General features: G+C 56.6%; 19 protein-coding genes. 5 read left to right on the top strand and 14 right to left on the bottom strand.

The window, feature by feature from the left end:
- Positions 1-1,275: transposase (locus ACH2ED_RS04060; RefSeq protein ID WP_395088933.1), on the bottom strand; the 1,275-nt coding region annotated here is incomplete at its 3' end.
- A 39-nt stretch (positions 1,276-1,314) separates the two neighbouring features.
- On the opposite strand from ACH2ED_RS04060, the gene ACH2ED_RS04055 reads away from it, so the two are divergent.
- Positions 1,315-2,193, top strand: coding sequence for an ATP-binding cassette domain-containing protein (locus ACH2ED_RS04055; RefSeq protein WP_395088932.1), 879 nt, complete (start codon positions 1,315-1,317; stop codon positions 2,191-2,193).
- Here ACH2ED_RS04055 and ACH2ED_RS04050 read toward each other — a convergent pair.
- From ACH2ED_RS04050 to ACH2ED_RS04030, 5 genes are all read right to left on the bottom strand, one after another.
- Complete coding sequence (locus ACH2ED_RS04050) at positions 2,187-2,885, bottom strand: penicillin-binding transpeptidase domain-containing protein (RefSeq protein WP_395088931.1); 699 nt, start codon at positions 2,883-2,885, stop codon at positions 2,187-2,189. The genes ACH2ED_RS04055 and ACH2ED_RS04050 overlap by 7 nt on opposite strands.
- A 69-nt stretch (positions 2,886-2,954) precedes the next feature.
- A complete protein-coding gene (locus ACH2ED_RS04045; RefSeq protein WP_395088930.1) occupies positions 2,955-3,836 on the bottom strand; it encodes a LuxR C-terminal-related transcriptional regulator in 882 nt (293 codons plus the stop codon).
- Between the two features lie 53 nt (positions 3,837-3,889).
- On the bottom strand, positions 3,890-4,891 hold the full coding sequence (locus tag ACH2ED_RS04040) for a sugar phosphate isomerase/epimerase family protein (protein ID WP_395088929.1): 1,002 nt from the start codon (positions 4,889-4,891) through the stop codon (positions 3,890-3,892).
- A gap of 66 nt (positions 4,892-4,957) precedes the next feature.
- The gene (locus ACH2ED_RS04035; RefSeq protein ID WP_395088928.1) at positions 4,958-6,238 is read right to left on the bottom strand and encodes a hypothetical protein; all 1,281 of its coding nucleotides are present in this window, start codon (positions 6,236-6,238) and stop codon (positions 4,958-4,960) included.
- Complete coding sequence (locus ACH2ED_RS04030; protein WP_395088927.1) at positions 6,235-6,831, bottom strand: nitroreductase family protein; 597 nt, start codon at positions 6,829-6,831, stop codon at positions 6,235-6,237. The genes ACH2ED_RS04035 and ACH2ED_RS04030 overlap by 4 nt, the downstream gene beginning before the upstream one ends.
- 72 nt (positions 6,832-6,903) lie before the next feature.
- Between ACH2ED_RS04030 and ACH2ED_RS04025 the strand changes: the two genes are divergently transcribed.
- The 3 genes from ACH2ED_RS04025 (at position 6,904) to ACH2ED_RS04015 (ending at position 10,326) form a co-directional block, all read left to right on the top strand.
- Positions 6,904-7,740, top strand: a complete 837-nt coding sequence (locus ACH2ED_RS04025) for a 6-carboxytetrahydropterin synthase (RefSeq protein WP_395088926.1) — start codon at positions 6,904-6,906, stop codon at positions 7,738-7,740.
- A 59-nt stretch (positions 7,741-7,799) separates the two neighbouring features.
- Positions 7,800-8,798 carry a GTP cyclohydrolase FolE2 gene (gene folE2, locus ACH2ED_RS04020; RefSeq protein WP_395088925.1) on the top strand — a complete coding sequence of 333 codons (999 nt, stop codon included), beginning with the start codon at positions 7,800-7,802 and terminating at the stop codon, positions 8,796-8,798.
- Positions 8,799-8,901: 103 nt separating this feature from the next.
- Complete coding sequence (locus ACH2ED_RS04015) at positions 8,902-10,326, top strand: tetratricopeptide repeat protein (RefSeq protein ID WP_395088924.1); 1,425 nt, start codon at positions 8,902-8,904, stop codon at positions 10,324-10,326.
- Here ACH2ED_RS04015 and ACH2ED_RS04010 read toward each other — a convergent pair.
- Positions 10,304-10,879: a hypothetical protein gene (locus ACH2ED_RS04010; RefSeq protein ID WP_395088923.1), complete on the bottom strand. Its 576-nt coding sequence runs from the start codon at positions 10,877-10,879 to the stop codon at positions 10,304-10,306. The genes ACH2ED_RS04015 and ACH2ED_RS04010 overlap by 23 nt on opposite strands.
- 177 nt (positions 10,880-11,056) lie before the next feature.
- On the opposite strand from ACH2ED_RS04010, the gene ACH2ED_RS04005 reads away from it, so the two are divergent.
- A complete protein-coding gene (locus tag ACH2ED_RS04005; RefSeq protein ID WP_395088922.1) occupies positions 11,057-11,914 on the top strand; it encodes a PEP-CTERM sorting domain-containing protein in 858 nt (285 codons plus the stop codon).
- Positions 11,915-11,918: 4 nt separating this feature from the next.
- On the opposite strand, the gene ACH2ED_RS04000 is transcribed toward ACH2ED_RS04005, so the two are convergent.
- The 7 genes from ACH2ED_RS04000 to ACH2ED_RS03970 all read right to left on the bottom strand — a co-directional run bounded on the left by ACH2ED_RS04000 (position 11,919) and on the right by ACH2ED_RS03970 (position 15,897).
- Entirely contained in the window at positions 11,919-12,239 is a 321-nt protein-coding gene (locus tag ACH2ED_RS04000; RefSeq protein WP_395088921.1) for a hypothetical protein, read from the bottom strand.
- A gap of 18 nt (positions 12,240-12,257) precedes the next feature.
- Positions 12,258-12,464, bottom strand: coding sequence for a hypothetical protein (locus ACH2ED_RS03995; RefSeq protein WP_395088920.1), 207 nt, complete (start codon positions 12,462-12,464; stop codon positions 12,258-12,260).
- Between the two features lie 12 nt (positions 12,465-12,476).
- Positions 12,477-13,340, bottom strand: coding sequence for a prepilin-type N-terminal cleavage/methylation domain-containing protein (locus ACH2ED_RS03990; RefSeq protein ID WP_395088919.1), 864 nt, complete (start codon positions 13,338-13,340; stop codon positions 12,477-12,479).
- A gap of 159 nt (positions 13,341-13,499) precedes the next feature.
- Complete coding sequence (locus ACH2ED_RS03985; RefSeq protein ID WP_395088918.1) at positions 13,500-13,916, bottom strand: DUF6278 family protein; 417 nt, start codon at positions 13,914-13,916, stop codon at positions 13,500-13,502.
- Positions 13,913-14,620, bottom strand: a complete 708-nt coding sequence (locus tag ACH2ED_RS03980) for an ABC transporter ATP-binding protein (protein ID WP_395088917.1) — start codon at positions 14,618-14,620, stop codon at positions 13,913-13,915. Before ACH2ED_RS03980 ends, ACH2ED_RS03985 begins: the two co-directional genes overlap by 4 nt.
- Positions 14,613-15,416: an ABC transporter ATP-binding protein gene (locus ACH2ED_RS03975; protein WP_395088916.1), complete on the bottom strand. Its 804-nt coding sequence runs from the start codon at positions 15,414-15,416 to the stop codon at positions 14,613-14,615. The genes ACH2ED_RS03980 and ACH2ED_RS03975 overlap by 8 nt, the downstream gene beginning before the upstream one ends.
- 28 nt (positions 15,417-15,444) lie before the next feature.
- The gene (locus ACH2ED_RS03970; RefSeq protein WP_395088915.1) at positions 15,445-15,897 is read right to left on the bottom strand and encodes a hypothetical protein; all 453 of its coding nucleotides are present in this window, start codon (positions 15,895-15,897) and stop codon (positions 15,445-15,447) included.
- Between the last annotated feature and the right edge of the window lie 30 nt (positions 15,898-15,927).

Raw genomic sequence — 15,927 nt, 5'->3', positions numbered from 1 at the left:
GGCATAAACGCGCCAACCAAGAGAAGAAATATGAGATTTAAGAGTGGAAGCATCAACATGACAAGAAATGGAAACTTGAATATTCGATTCGATACGCTCAGGATTACCTCCATAACCGCGAACGCTATTCTCCTGAAGAGTCTCGCTAATCGTCACGATTAGCAAGCCATCTAACTTATAGTGAGAGACAATAGCATTCACGGCTTCTTGCGCAGAAAGACTATCTTTAGGAAAACGCTTGCCGCGACCACGATCGCTCAGTTGAGAGATTTTCGATTGGGCAGACGCAAGACGAGTCTGTAAGCCACGCTCAGCAGCGTGCGCAAAAGCGTCAGAGCGCACCAGAAGGCGACGTTCTTGCCAGCAGAAATCTCCCAACTGCTGAGACTCAGTCCACTCGTAGCCCTCCCCAAGAATTTCTATTTGCCCCTTCGTGTCCACACGCTCGATAGAGAGCAGAGTTTGTTCACCCGACAAAACGGGCTTCAGACGCTGGGATAATTGCTCAGGGGACATTTGTGTCTGGGCAAGAGGGCAAAGATAGAAATCAGCACCTGAAGCAATGCCAGCACGCGTAGCTTTTGCCGCCATTTTGCAATCGCCCACAAAGAGCAGTCCCCGTTTGTCCACGCTTTTGCGAACCTGCTCTACAGCAGGCAGATACAAAGGGTCATCGGCACTGTTGCCTGCGACAATATGAGTAAGAAGTGGCATACTCAGAGGATCGAGTGTTGCCATCATGATTTTGACCTGGGCGACATCGGGGCGATGATCTTTACTGTGCCCCAAGGCAAAGAGTCCTTCCGGGTCAGTGTCTAGGGAGACTGTCGTCGCATCCAAACGCACGACCTCCGTGGGTAGATCATAGACTGCAATACTTTTTGAATTGAGATCTGCTTCTAATAAATTCCATTTAGTATCATCACTGAGTGCTTTTAGTAAGTCCGCCAAGCGATCGTCGGTAAAATCTGTTTCGACGCAGGTACCATTTTCGACGCAGGTACTACCTTGAGCAGAGACAGTAGGCATCAGGCTTTGTAAAATGCTGGTTCGTTGTGCCGCCCATTGCTGTAGCTGATTCATTCGATGATCGGCTTGAGAGATAATATGGGTGAGCCACACGCAGGCAAGTGCTCCATAGCTGAGTCCCTTTCGATTGCCATGTGCAGGCAGATGCTGATCTATCTTTTGAGCCATCTCCAGTTTCTGCATTTGTGCTAGCAACAGTGGAATGTCATCTACTCGTTCGGTGATGAGAGTGAGTGTTTCGGCCATGAAATGAGGTTACCTCAAATTTGATAAACTCCTCAAAAAATGAGCGAACGAAGAGTTATATTACGCCGCGCCCAAAAAATCGGGATAGTGGGGCCAAATGGGACGGGCAAAACAACGCTCATTGAACTACTTCTTGGAGAACAGGCGCTAGACAGTGGCTACCTAAAGTTCGGCCACGGCGTCACGGTCGCGGTGCACCGCCAGGATGAGGATGACTTTGAGGGTGATGAGATCGTCCTCGAAGCCTTTTACGAAAGGGCGAGCCTGAACATCGCCGAGGCACGCAGTCACTTAGCAAAGTTTCTGTTCACCGGTGACGATGTCTTCAAGCCGATCTCAGCACTCTCGGGCGGCGAGCGGAGCAAGCTGCGCATGGCGCTGATGGTGCTCTCTCCCGCCAATCTTTTAGTTCTTGACGAGCCCACCAACCACTTAGATGTCTGGAGCTGCGACGCCCTCACAGACGCATTGCAGTCTTTCCCGAGCACACTTCTTGTCGTCAGTCATGACCGTGCACTTTTGGATGCTGTTACGGATCACACGCTGGCGTTTGAAGGCAACGGCAAAGTGGCGCTCCACGAGGGAAACTACGCCCTCTACCGAGCCGCCCAGAGAGCGAGCACTCCCCCTGCACTTCGCGCGGCCCCCTCTCGCTCTGATCCACGTTCCGTGGGCCAAGAGGGGGTGAAGCCGAGCGCCTTTCAGCTCTCCAAAGAGAGGGCGCGGCTCCAGAAACGCGTCGCCTTTCTTGAGGAAGAGATTAGCAAGCTGGAGAGTGAGCTTGCCACGGTTGAGAGCACGCTCGCATCAGGCGAGGGCGATGCCATTGCACAAGCCGCGGAACACACGCGGCTCAGCAATGCCTTAGAAGCCAGGATGAGCGAGTGGGAGCAAGCCGCCGCCGAGGCTGTTCAGTAGTGGGTCGCGAGGCGCTTGACGAGCTCGTCACGCACCCGTGGCCCGAGGGCGTTTGGGGCATGGCACAGGATTGCAAAAGACGTCGCCTCACCCTCACGTAAGAACGCTCCCACATACCATCCTAAAGCTCTCCCATCTTTGCCCTTTTCCGAGGAGCCCGTCTTTCCCCAAAGTTGGACGTCACCGTCCACGGGGTAGGCAAGGCATTTCTTCACGGATGTCTGAATCGGAGCGAAAAAGGGCCACGTGCCCGCACTGAGCCGCTGCATTACCAAAACATGCTCCATGGGTGAAATTGTTAAAGTGCCGTCGTGCCAGGCGCTTGCAGGAGTCTTGCCACTCCAGCCGCTGCCGTAGCCGAGTTTTTTCACTCCCGCACGCAGACGCTCTGCTCCTAGCTTTCGTGCCACATCTTGAAAATACCACTCCGCCGAAGTCTCTAGCGCCGTCCGCAAGCACAGATCCCGACCCCACTCGACGCGCCCCGACTTCTTACCTGAGAACTTCCAGATCTCCTCAGCGCTTTTTACCAGTTTTGCCTCCAGCGCCAAGTGTGCCAGGACGATCTTAAAGGTCGAGCACGGCACGACTCGCTGATCCAGGCCGGTTCCCCAGCGGGTAATATGGCTCCCTTTGATTGTCATCGCTCCCCCACCCACGCCGGGGAAATCCTTATCGAAAAGCTCACGCATTGTCTTTGTTCCTTCCTCCGCCAGAATACGGTGCGGACGGGTGCTCCCGCATCGGCTCAAGACGGAGCGCTATCTACTCCCAAGCAGTAGCTGGCGCACCCCACTCCGCCCGCCCGCATCGAGTTTTCGGATTATATTCGCAGCGTGCGTCTTGACCGTTTTCTCCGAGATACATAGCCTCTCTCCGAGCTGGGCGTAGGTCAGCGGCTCGATAAGAAGCAGGGCAATCTCGCGCTCACGCGCAGTCAGTCCAGCGAGTGGGTCGTTTTGCGTGGTCTGGGCGATCAGAAGCTCCGCCGACTCGGTCTGGGCCTGAGCACAGGTCTGGCAGAGGCGCTCCAGTGGCTCTTGGAGCTCAGGATACTGGACTCGTAGCTCCTCCGCCTGGCGGCGGAGACGGCGAAGCGTTTGTGTGACGGGTGGTTCGCTCGGCTCCGGCCCTCCAAAGCGCCTACGACGCTCGCGGTCTTCGCGCTCTCTTGCGAGTGCCGTCACGAGAATCTCAGCGAGTCCTTCAAGAAACCGGCAGGTTGACTCGTCGTAGGCTCCCCCCGTGTACGAGAGCATCGCCATTACCCCGATCACACGGCGATTCCCACTCTCGATCAGCGGAGTAACAATCCCCTCGGCAGAGCGACGGCTCGTATCGCCAAATGCCCGTCCCCGGTGCAGCATCAGCGCCTTGTCGGCCTGAGACCAGTAGGTTTTTTTATGCTTCACAATCCACGCCGTCAGTCCCTCGGGCGCGAACGTATTGATATTGGGATTGTCGTACTCGTGGCCATCCCAGTTGTAAGGATAAACAATTGCGCTCTCGCCCTGCCGAAAACCAATATAGAACGAGTCCACGGGCTCAAGTTCCGCCGCCGTGATGCGCATCACATGATAGAGCAAGTAGCGACTCACCCGTGCTGCCGCAAGCAGCCTCGCGTCGGCGTTTTGAAGAATCATACTTGCGTTCATAAAAATAGCCGGGGCGTGAACGCCCCGGCTGCGGTGCAGCTCTAGTCTTTCGCCCAGAACATGGGGCCGGGCTTCTCAGAAATCACGGAGCGCTTGAGCACATCCAGCGCCTTGTGCAGGCCTTCGTTGCTGGACATCAGGCCATCCTCATGCTCAATGGAGAGAACATAATCGTAGCCCACCATCCGTAATACGCTCACGAAGTCCTTCCACCAAGCTTCATCATGACCGTAGCCTACCGAGCGGAAGACCCAGGAGCGGTTGGCAATGTCGCCGTAGCTCTGCGTGTCCAAGTTGCCATTGACACCACTATTTTGAGGATCAATGCGGGTGTCTTTGGCGTGGCAGTGAAAGAGTGCGCCCGCCTCGCCAAGCTGGCGAACGGCAGCTAGTGGATCAATGCCCTGCCACCACAGATGCGACGGGTCGAAGTTCACCCCGATGCGATCGCCAGCCACTTTGCGTAGCTTCAGAAGGGTGTCGTTGTTGTAGCAGATAAAGCCCGGGTGCATCTCGATAGCGAAGACCACGCCGTGCTGCTTGAGAAATCGATTTTGAGCGCGCCAGTAGCGGGCGGCCACGCGCCACTGGTAGTCCAGGATCTCGCGGAACTCATCCGGCCACGCACAGGTCACCCAGTTGGGATTCTTGGCGCGGGCGGAGTCGCCGGGGCAGCCAGAGAAGCCATTGACCGTCGCCTGGGGCATGATTCCGTCGCCGTGCAGCGCTTCAGCCAGTAGGACAGCGTCCGTAAATACCTCGTGATGCTCGTCCGCAATTTTTTTATTGGGGTGCAGCGGATTGCCATGCACGGAGATCGCGGAGAGAATCAGCCCCCGGCTCTCGATGGCCTTCACGAGCTGCTTGCGCTTGCCCGCGTCGGTGATCAGCGCTTTCGCTCCCCCAAAATCATCCAGGTGACGGCTTCCGGGATAGGCACCACCGCCCAGCTCCACGGACTGGATTCCAGCCTCAGCAATGTAGTCAAGCGCGGCCTCGATCGGGCGATCGTGGAACAGCGCGGTGAAGATTCCGATCTTCATGTGTCGTTTGTTTCCTTGGTGAAATTTGGTGCGCCCTAGGGCGCAAATACATCTGCTGCTCTTTTTCTACACTCGCAGGCGCTTCTCCTCCAGATCGAGTCGGTAGAGAATCTGGTTGTAGTTGTAGCGCGGGGTCGGGTCGGGGTTTCCGGAGAACGTGTTGACGTAGGTTCCTTCAAAATACACAAAGCGCCCTCGGTCAAAATACGGGTGCTGGGTGACATTGTCAAAATCCATCTTGTCGTGCGTGACGATCTGAACGGCACGCTCCCACGGCCCGGTGAGGGCTTTCGCCTCCGCGTACCAGACCTCTCCGACGTTCGAGGATTTTCCAAATTTCTGGAGCACAATCATCACCCAGCGCTGCCGGTAGGCGTTCCAGAACACCGAGCCGCCGTGGTTCTGAACGGATGCTCCCGTGAGGGCATCTTTCAGGCTTAGCTTCGGCTCGGCGACTTGCTCATAGTTTTTGAGGTTTTTCAACGCCGCGAGTGTGGGCCGCACTCGCACGCAAGGCAGGGGCGCACCGCCCTCGTAGGAGCCATAAAGCCAGCCGTCGTGGAGAAACGGATGGCCCGTCAGCGGCTCAGGCTTCGTTGGATCGAACTCCGCGACAGGCTCGAAGCAGGCTTTCGCATCGTTAAAGACAGCAAGGCCACGCTCGACGCAGGTGCCCAAATCCCTCATCCGGCTATAGAAACAGACCAGCTTATCTCCGCTCTCAACCACTGCGAGTCCCGTGATCCAGACCGGGCCGGGGCCTTTGGGTTTCGGGAACATCGCGCGGGAGAAGCCCGTTTTCTCATCGGTGAAGTATTGCAAACGAATCGCTTCGTCGGGGTTGTCTTTGGGGTTGGACGTGGCTCCCGAGGTGCCGAACTGCCCGAGTGGGTACTCAGGACGGGCGGTATCACCCCAGAACCAGTACAGCTTGCCTTTATAGAGCGCCGCGAGCACGGAGTCCTGGCCCATCACACGTCCGTTCATCTGTGTGATTCCCGCCGGGATGGGCTTTCCCAGAAGCAGCGAGTCTCGATAGATCCCCTCGCCCGTCACCCTGTAGAGCCGCTCCGCGAGATTCTTGCGGGGGAGCCTTAGGGTCGCCGTCGTGCCCGCCTTCGGTGTCAACACAACACCCTGGTAACCGAAGCCATCTTTGGGATAGTCGTAGCCGTGGCTCTTTATACCAAACCAGACTTTGGAGTTCATCAGCCCGGGCTCGTAAAATGCCACCCAGCCCGCACTGTCGGTGATAAAACGGAGGTCGCTGGTAGTGCGTAGCTCCACCAACGGCACGCCCCGCCCTGTCACCGCATCCACGACACGGACTCCAAACGCCGGGATCAAAACGCCGCTTTCTCCCACTCAGTAAAGACGATCTCACTCAGTGGCTTGCGCTTGCGGACCGGGCTGTTATGGCGCTCGCGCTGCTTCTCGTCATCAAGTAACTCCGCCTCGCCAAGATAGCCCAGAGCGATTAAGGACTGGGGCGCGAAGTCCGAGGGAATGGCGAATATTTCTTGCGCCTTCGCGGCATCGAAGCCTCCCATTTGATGCAGATAGAGCCCCACGCTGGCTGCCTGTACGGTGAGCTGCCCAACAGCCTGCCCGACATCGTAGGAAGCGAACCGGTTCTCGCTTTCGTTGTGGGTGAATGTCTTCTTCGCGACCCCTAGAATGAGCACGGGGGCTTTGGCGGCCCAGGAATTACCAGGGACGAGAGTGCTAGCGAGCTTCGCAAAAGTCTCCGGGGCAGTGGCCTTCAAACCGATAATAAAGCGCCAAGGCTCTTCTCCAAAGCATGATGCAGACCAGCGGGCGGCCTCAAAAAGCGAGAGTAGTAATTCTGTAGGCACCGGCTTAGAGTCGAAGGCGAGAGGACTCCAGCGCTGGCGCAAGGCTCCTAAGATAGCATGATCGTTGTGTGTGGGTTTGTCCATGCCGTCTAGGAAACCAAATCAAGCGGTGGAGTTCCCGGGAACCAACTGGATCTATTTGCGTTCCTATAGAGCGTGGCACAACTTGCTCTACGCCGAAAGGCAATGTTCTCCGCTGCCCATGCCTACTGGTTCCCGAATCGCTCCTCTGAGGAGAACCAGGCACTCTTCGGGAAGTGGGCATCGAAGTGGGGACATGGACATAACTACGATGTGGAGCTGACCGTTACTGGTGAGCTCGACGAGAACACGGGAATGGTGGTCAATATCACCGATGTGGATAAAGCGCTCAAGCGGGTCCTAAAACCCCTGCGAGACAAGCACCTAACCTACGAGGTCTCCCACTTCGCCACCCATCCCGCGACCACCGAGAATATCGTCTTGTTCCTAGCCGATGCCTTTGCCCGAGAGTTCGTAGATCCGGCGGCGCGGCTCACTAAAATCACGGTGTGGGAGACCCCCACCCTTTCCGCGACCCTAGACCTTCAGGAGAGTGACACCATGGTGGCCCTCACACGTTCAATTGACTTCGCCGCTGCCCACCGGCTCCATGCTCCGGGCCTCAGCGAACGCGAGAACCTCACCATTTTTGGTAAGTGCAACAACCCGAATGGCCACGGTCATAACTACGGGGTAGAAGTCACCGTGATCGGTGAGCCGGACCCGACTACGGGGATGATCGTGGACTTACTAGCCCTCGATGCCGTACTGGAGCGCGAGATCATGGCGCGCTACGACCATAAGCACCTAAACGACGACACGGAAGATTTTAGAGAAGCGAACCCGACCAGCGAGAATCTGACGCTTGCGATCTGGCGGCACTTAGAAAATAAAATCCCCGCACCCGCTCGCCTCCAAAAAGTGGTCGTCCGCGAAACAGACCGTAACTTTTTCGAGTACACCGGTCTCTAATACAACCAGCCCACACGGTTTGTCGGAAACAACCAGCGGGCTTCAGAGAGGAAAATAAAATGTCAAAACCGACCCCCTCGCTCACTCCGTCCCCACGAATGTTCTTCCACGACACGGATCAGTCCGCCCTGTCGCTCGTCGAGCGGCGCTACGATGCGGATTTCATTGCCTCACCCGAGTACCGCGAGTCGCTTCCGGACATGACTCTGACCCGCAATGCGATCCAGGGAGCCAATGTCCCGATCCAGCAGGTCGGCATCTCTGGGTTTCGCCTGCCCTTGCTCTTTGTCGGCGAGGACGGTGCTTCCCAGTGCCTGGAAGCACGGGTTATGGGCTCAGTTTCCCTGGAAGCCAACCTCAAGGGAATCAACATGAGCCGGATCATGCGGACATTCTACGAGCACAAAGACGCCAGCTTCACCCCCGACACGCTCGGCACTATCCTTCAGGGCTACCAAGCGCAGGTCGGCGGCCTCAATGCCCGGCTCAAAGTCGACTTTTCGTACCCGATGCTGCAATCAAGCCTACGTAGCGGTCTGGCAGGCTACCAGTACTACACCGTCAGCTACTTGGCCAGCCTCGATGCTCGGGGCACTCTGCGCCGCTTTATCCACTTTGATTTTGTCTACTCATCAGCCTGCCCCTGCTCCGTCGAGCTGGCCGAGCACGCCCGCGCGACACGTAATATCTATGCGGTTCCTCACAGCCAGCGCTCCAAGGCACGGATACAGCTAGAGCTGGTGGAAGAGGCGAGCCTGAGCGTGGAAGAGATCCAGCGTCACTGCCTCGCCGCACTCAAGACAGAGACCCAGGTCATGGTAAAGCGCGAGGATGAGCAAGCATTTGCCGAGCTTAACGGTGCCCACATCAAGTTTGTCGAGGACGCGGCACGGCTCCTCTTCGCGAGTTTTGATGTGGATAGACGCGTCAAGGACTTTGAGATTGCCTGTGCCCACTTAGAGAGCCTCCACAGTCACGATGCAGTCAGCGTCATCTGTAAAGGCATCGAGGGTGGCTTCCAGGCAGATTTCACAGACTTTCAAAGCCTGGTTTGTTAGAACAGTAAGTTGTACGAGGGAACATCCTGCGGAATTTATCAGTATTTCACGATAAGATAGACAGAATTTGCGCGTTTCGTCGTGCCGAAAGGATTCCGTGCGTATGTCCGTGTCCCCCGTGGACCCGTCTACTCAACCCCCCCCCCGCCTCCTAGAGCAGTTGCATGCGCTAGAGCTGACCTGCTCCAGTGCCACCGAGGCAGCGCACGCGTTGCTTGGTATCTGGAAGACCCAGGCATACCATGCCAGTGTCGCTCTCGGGCAGCTAGGCTCTACCGAGAGCCATTATGTTGCCACTAATCTAGGGATGCCTTCCCAGCCAGATATCTCCGAAGGGGAGCATCTCGTTGCCAAGGCACAGGCACAGGAAGCGGAATTTGATCGCCTCTGCTTGTCCTATGACACCATGCATCGCGAGATGGCGGTTCAGGGGCGACAGGCTCTCAAGAACGGTGTCCGGTACACGGGTCGTGAGCGTGAGGAGGAGTTTCGCGATGCCCTCCGCCTGTTCAAGGGTGTGCTAGAAAACCCTATTGGTAGCCGTAATTTTGCGATCTGGTTCGAAATCGGCTGGATTCAGTGGATGCTTGGAGAGCCTCGTGAGACAACGATTGATAGCTTTTACCACGCGGCACGTCTAGCGGGGAACCATGATACAGCGTACTATGTGCCTGCCATCCGCCATCAGGCGTACCTTCAGGCACAGCTGGGAAGCTGGGGAGATGCTTGGGCGTCCATTCAACGCGCTCTGAGCGTCACGAGTGATAGTGAGCCACTCCTCTGGGTCGAGGCGGCTCGCTATGCCCTGTGGGCTGGCCAGCGTTCCGATGCACAGAGCCTGCTGGATAGGGCCCTCGACCAAAGCCCCTCCAGTGCTTTCGCCCTCTACTCGGATCCCGATCTGGGCCCGCTCCATGCGGCATGTGGGCAGACTATTGAGCGATTCACGCAGGCGGCGCGCTCCGCAGCGGCCTACGAGCTCACCCGTCTACAGACCGCGCACAAGACTAAGCCCTACCTTCTGAAGGCGCTTGGCCTTGAGATCGTGCTGCCTCCCTCAACAGCAATCCCTGAGAGTATTGAGAAGTGTGGGCTCTTTGAGGCACACACTGTCGCGGCAGCAGCGCACCGTGAAGCGTCGCAGATCTTTGACCAGGTCATTTCCCTGATCCAAGGAGAGCACACGAAAGCGGAAGAGGCCGCTCGGCGCTTTAAGATTCAAATAGACCAGGCGCTTTCCGAGAAGACCTACTACGAAGGTAGCCTACGCAATATTGAGGAGCACGCTCGCGAGTCCGGGTTTCAGTTGCACAGCTACTCCTTCAACAACCCGTTCTTCCGTCGGCGCAACCAAAAGGCCGAGGATGCGCGTTTTGCCTACGAGTCGTTCAAGCAACAGCTCGCTCAGTCCGAGGAGTTCTTAAAAAGTCACCTACCTGCTATGGAAAGTGCATTTGACAAACAAGAACAGCGTCGCTTCCAGGTCGAAGAAGCGCTTGCCTGGGTCACCGCGAAGCGCGAGGCTTGAGCAGAGTATAGCCTGAGTAGAACTCACGAATTGCCAGGCTCTGGCCTGTTTTTGCATTCGTCAAAGCCAGGCGCACCATGAGGAGAGTCTGGGTTTTCCCTTTGCTTTTATCGTCGGGGCCACCCGTCTCCAACGTAAAGGGGAAGACGCTTGCAAGAACCGTCCGCGCGGCGTCTAGTTCAGTACAAGTCGGGGGAAACCCTGTAGCGACACTTGTCAGTTTTCGGCGGCGCAGTGTCTTGTTGAGCTCGCCACTCACCTTGCCCACAACGTTCCGAACATCCTGTACCCGTGCCCCCTCTCCGAGTATTGCCACAAACGCAGCTTCATCGGCAGCGAGTACAACCTGGTTACGTCCCTCGGCGCCTAGGATGGGTGGCTCCGCTGGAGTACTCAGAGAGCGTGAGGGCGCCCCGAGGAGAGTCTCACCAATCTGTGCCGTCACCAGAGGTACCATAACATCAAGCCCAGGCCCCTCGACACCACGATTGCCTCGGCATCCCGCCAAGCACACAACGACTCCCAGGGCAGTGCATCGTAAAATCTGTTTCATTCTGAAACTATAGTACCAGAGTTCTCTCGGGATGCTTCACCGGCAAGTCTGGCAAAAAATCTATAGGTAATTGTTCGGGGTTTTGACAGCAGAATTACCTGTTTTTTCTAATTCGTTGAACAAGAAGCAAGGCAAAACCAGTCGTAGGCAGTATAATTGCGCTGTAGGGTATAGATTATGAGAACTTTGGGAAAATCCACACTAAGTCTTGGAGCGGGTCTCTTTACTGCTTTAGCCAGCATGGCTCAGACCAGTAGTGGTGTTGCCCCGCGCCTCCTACCGGAGAGCCCCATTCTGCCAGCCTTTCCCTCACAGCAAGTACGCCCTGGCCGGGATCAGTTCAACAACGACCCCGCACTCACTACTGAGACTCTGTTAGAGGCGCTTAAAACCAACAGGACTTTCCGTACCAATCTCTCCCGGCACTTTGGTATTCCCGAGGAGCGCACCATTGAGTTCATCCAGGATGCGCTGGTGCCACAGATTCTCAACAAAGATACTCGCGTCATGAACTACGGGGTCACCAAAGCGGGCAAGATCTACGGCAAACAAACAACTCTCCGAAAGGGAACCCGTATCTGGGCTACCCGGGACGGCAAACCAATCTTGAAGTGGGACTGCTCAAACCCCCTGCTTCCTAAGGCTCCCATACTTCGCTCACGCCCCACACCTTCCCAGGTGAGCCGCACCCTCACGCACGGCATTTTTCCCGTACCGGCGAGTCTGCGCGAGCCAGGCTTGCTAGATGGCCCTCTTGGCATCACTTTGGCAACGGATCTCCCGATCGAGCCGATTTTCCGTCCAGTGATTTCCCCCCCCCCGATCACAGTGGTTGAGGAGCCAAGCCTCTTAAAGCCCCCGACACGTCTTCCGGGATTCGCCCGGGCAGGCCTGCCACTCATTCCGCTTGCGGGCGTGATTGGCCTGATCGTCCGGACAACTCCGACACCGAGGGGCAGCGTCCCAGAGCCCGGCACACTGGCCTTGCTTAGCCTCGGTGCCATCGGGCTATTTGCACGTCGTCGGCGACGATAATAGCTCAGTCGTTATCTTTCGCAGTATTTTTATACTCCACCTTCTTATCGGGCACCCGTACACCGGGTGGAGGAGGAACCACATTGCCTTTTCCATCAACAAAGAGACCATTTCGGAAGTTATACTTAGGACCGGTGTAGTAACCCACCTCAGGCTTTTCTGGCTCTCGGGGCAGGCTAATAATCATAGCAATCAGGCCCACAACTCCAAGAATGATAAAGAGAACCTTGATATCCACTGTCTTTTTTGAGCGCGCTTGTTTTACTTCCGCCATCATTTCCTCTCCAAACAAAGCGACCCGCCTGGTTTTCGCAGGCGGGTCCATTCTGGGCGTTACACGAACCTACTGAGGAGCACCTTTACCCGCTTTGGTCGCGGGAGCTGCCGCTGCACCGGGCCCGCCGGTAATTTTATTTTTACCCTCCATAGGCCCTGTGTAGTATCCCGGATCACTGGGCGGCTCGGACTTGGAGCATCCTGTGACGAGAAGGACACCGAGCAACATCAGCGACGTCAGGGCGAGTGCCCCCCGTTTAGTGATAGATGTCATGTTTCTGTGATCCTATTTCCAGTACGTCAAGTACTTCTCATACCATACACCCGCTTGATCCTGTGCGAGATAGCGCTCGACATTGCCCTTAAGGTACTTGGAGTGCCCATCGAGGAAGGTGTAGTTTGCGCCCTCTTGGTGACGATCAATGGTCTCGCAGCCAAAAGTGATTCCGTAGCCTCCGGCGGGGATACGACCGGTGAAACCGTCACCGATATTCATGGTCTCTGCCGGACGCTGAATCGCAGCTAGGTTTAGCCCCGTGAAGCCCGTGGGAGCCGTGCCCGACGGACCCGCGCCCGGAAAACCGATACAGGGCGCAGCCTGGCTCGCACCACAAGCCCCCTGATTGCTATAGGCAAAGGCAATGCCATAGTCGGCGAAGTTGAACACGGAAGGCATCCAGCCAGTGGAGCCACTTCCTGGTGCACCCGTGCCGTCACAGTCGGCCTTATCCATTCCAACTCCATGCTTGGCAGCACTCCACGACGGACACATCAGCATCCCTTTGGCACGCGCCCCATCGTTGAAGACTCCCCCGAGATCAGCCGCTACACGGCTCACATTACGGGTTGACTTAATGTAGGGATTGAGAAGATTACACCAAACGCGATCCACAAAAGCGGCCTGCTGGTTCGGGAATCCGGTGGGATAGTTGCGCTGGTACCAGGGGACGATCTCTTCGTCGTAGTCCTGGGAGTACATCATCTGCGCAGTACCGATCTGTTTGCCATTGGAAAGGCAGGAGATGGTGCGGGCCTTCTCACGAGCCTGGGCAAAAACAGGAAAGAGAATAGCGGCGAGAATCGCGATAATAGCGATCACGACAAGAAGTTCGATGAGCGTAAACGCTCCTTGAGTTCGTTTTTGAGACATGATTTCCGACCTCTGTTGGGTTAGATTTAAAGATTTAGGATCACAGTCCGTAACATCACTGTAAGACGTGCACCCTAGAAACTAGTGTCTGGTATTCCCTAGACACCATTGTCTATGATGCCATATCTTACGGGGTCTGTCAAGAGGTGTAATCAATCCTCAGTACCTTAAGACGCTCCCATGAGCTAAAAGTTCCATAATTCCTTGATAATAGGCGGCGAGACGATTGCCATCCTCCCCCTCTAGCAGCCGTCGGGAGAGCTTCTCAAAGGGACGAATTTCTATCCCTGCCTGTGCCCGCGCAATCAGCACACACGACTCCGCCCAGGGGTCGCTGAGCCGCCATTGACCACCCAGTGTCCGAACCATCACCTCGCCCAGATAGCAGCCGACATAAAAAATCACGAGGGAGCGCTGGGTTTCGCTGGAGAGGTCGTAGAGGGGATCCGAGCCCGCCAGAAGCGTGTCGAGTGTGGTTAGCGACTCAGCGGAATAGTCCAGAGAGTAGCCAGCCGTCACGGCCTGCCGCACCAGAGTCTCAGCGTAGAGCCCGACATTGTCCGCTGTGAGGGTCATTCCCCGAGATACGCCTTCTTGACCTCGGGATTCGTGCGCAGCTCGGCGGCGGGTCCTTCGAGCATGATCTGGCCCGTCTCCAATACGTAGCCTCGGTGCGCTACGGCGAGCGCCTTGTTTGCGTTCTGCTCCACCAGCAAGACAGCGACTTTATGTTCCTGGTTAATGGTCTGGATTATGCGAAAGATATCCTGGACAATCACAGGAGCGAGGCCTAGCGAGGGCTCATCCATCATTAAGAGCTTTGGCTTGCTCATGAGCGCACGGCCAATCGCTAGCATCTGCTGTTCGCCCCCCGAGAGGGTCCCGGCATTCTGGCTCAGGCGCTCACGGAGCCTGGGGAAGAGATTCAGCGAATATTCGTAGTCGGAGGCGATCCCCGCCTTGTCCTTGCGCAGATACGCGCCCAGTTCTAAGTTTTCCTTGACGCTCATATTAGCGAAGATACGTCGCCCCTCCGGGCAGTGCACCAATCCACGTGAGACAATCGCGGCAATGGGGGTCTTGGTGACGTTCTCCCCCAGAAAGGTCACGGAGCCACTTCGGGGCCGCACCATCCCGGAGGCAGTGCGCAGCAGCGTGCTCTTGCCCGCACCATTTGCACCGATCAGGGTGACGATCTCCCCTTCCTCGACCATGACACTCACGCCGCGCAAGGCATGGATTGCGCCGTAGTAGACATCGAGCGATTCCAGCTTAAGCATCCGTCTTGCCTCCCACATCCCCCACCCCGTCGCCGTCTTCGTCACCGAGGTAGGCCTGGATCACCTTAGGGTTGCTCTGGATTTCTTCGGGAGTGCCGAAGGCAATGGGCTCACCATAGACAAGAACCGTAATCTTCTCACAGACGCCCATCACGACATTCATGTCGTGCTCGATGAGTAAAATTGTCACGGAGAACTCATCGCGCAGTCGCCGAATGAGGTGCATCAGGTCCTCGGATTCCTGCGGATTCATCCCCGCCGCAGGCTCATCGAGCAGTAACAGCCGGGGCTTGGTCGCGAGCGCTCGTGCAATCTCCAGCCTCCGCTGATCCCCGTAGGGTAAGTTTCGGGCCTGCTCATCACGCAGATCGTAGAGCCCCAGTAGCTCCAGAAGATGCCCGGCATCCTCCGTGACCGACTTTTCGATCCGCGCACAGCCCGCGGTCTGAAACACCGTCGCGGCCAGCCCAGTCTTCGCACGAACGGAGGCAGCAGTGCGAACATTGTCCATCACGGTGAGGTCGCTAAAAAGCCGGATGTTCTGAAACGTTCGGCCAATCCCACGCTGCGCGATCTCGTAGGGTTTCTTGCCAGAAATGGAGACCCCCTCAAAGAGAATGTCACCCTCGGTGGGAGCATAGACTCCAGTGAGAAGATTGAAGAGAGTCGTCTTTCCTGCGCCATTAGGCCCGATAAGTCCGGCGAGATCCCCTTGCTCAACGGCAATATTCACCTCATTGACGGCAGTTAGCCCTCCAAAGCGCTTGACAACATTTTTGCATTCCAGAAGTGGCATAAGAGGCAAGAGTATACCACAAAAGCCATTATTCCTGGGGAATGTCGTCGTCAAAAAGGCCGTCGGTATTAAGAATATGGGCGGCGACTTCCGTGGGAAACTCCTGGCGCACCCAATCCGCAGCAGCGATCACATCGGCATCTTGAGGGCCGCGCCAAAAAACCATCTTCCGGTAGCCTCGGCGTAGGTTTGCGATCTGATGGGTCTGTTGCTCACGCAGAATGTCTAGCTCATCTTCCAGCCGTGCCACTGCAAGATCCTGGGCATAGAGCCCTTCAAGCCCTTCGGTGAGTTCTAAAATCAACCGGCGGGCCGCTTCTTTTTTTTCCTCGGACTCGCCGGACTCGCGCTCGTGCCGCTCTAGCCAGCCCGTCAGGTAGGCAATCAGCGACTCCCCATCACGGCGCGGATCCCCTCCCATCTGGGTAATGAACGCCTTGAAGGCATGTCGGTTCTCGAAAACGTCCTCCGGAATATCCATCACGTGCTCCCGCTCTACCGACACCGCAGA

The sequence above is a fragment of the Armatimonas sp. genome, assembly GCF_043757465.1.
Lineage (GTDB): Bacteria > Armatimonadota > Armatimonadia > Armatimonadales > Armatimonadaceae > Armatimonas.
This window is presented reverse-complemented; position numbering and strand designations above follow the sequence as displayed.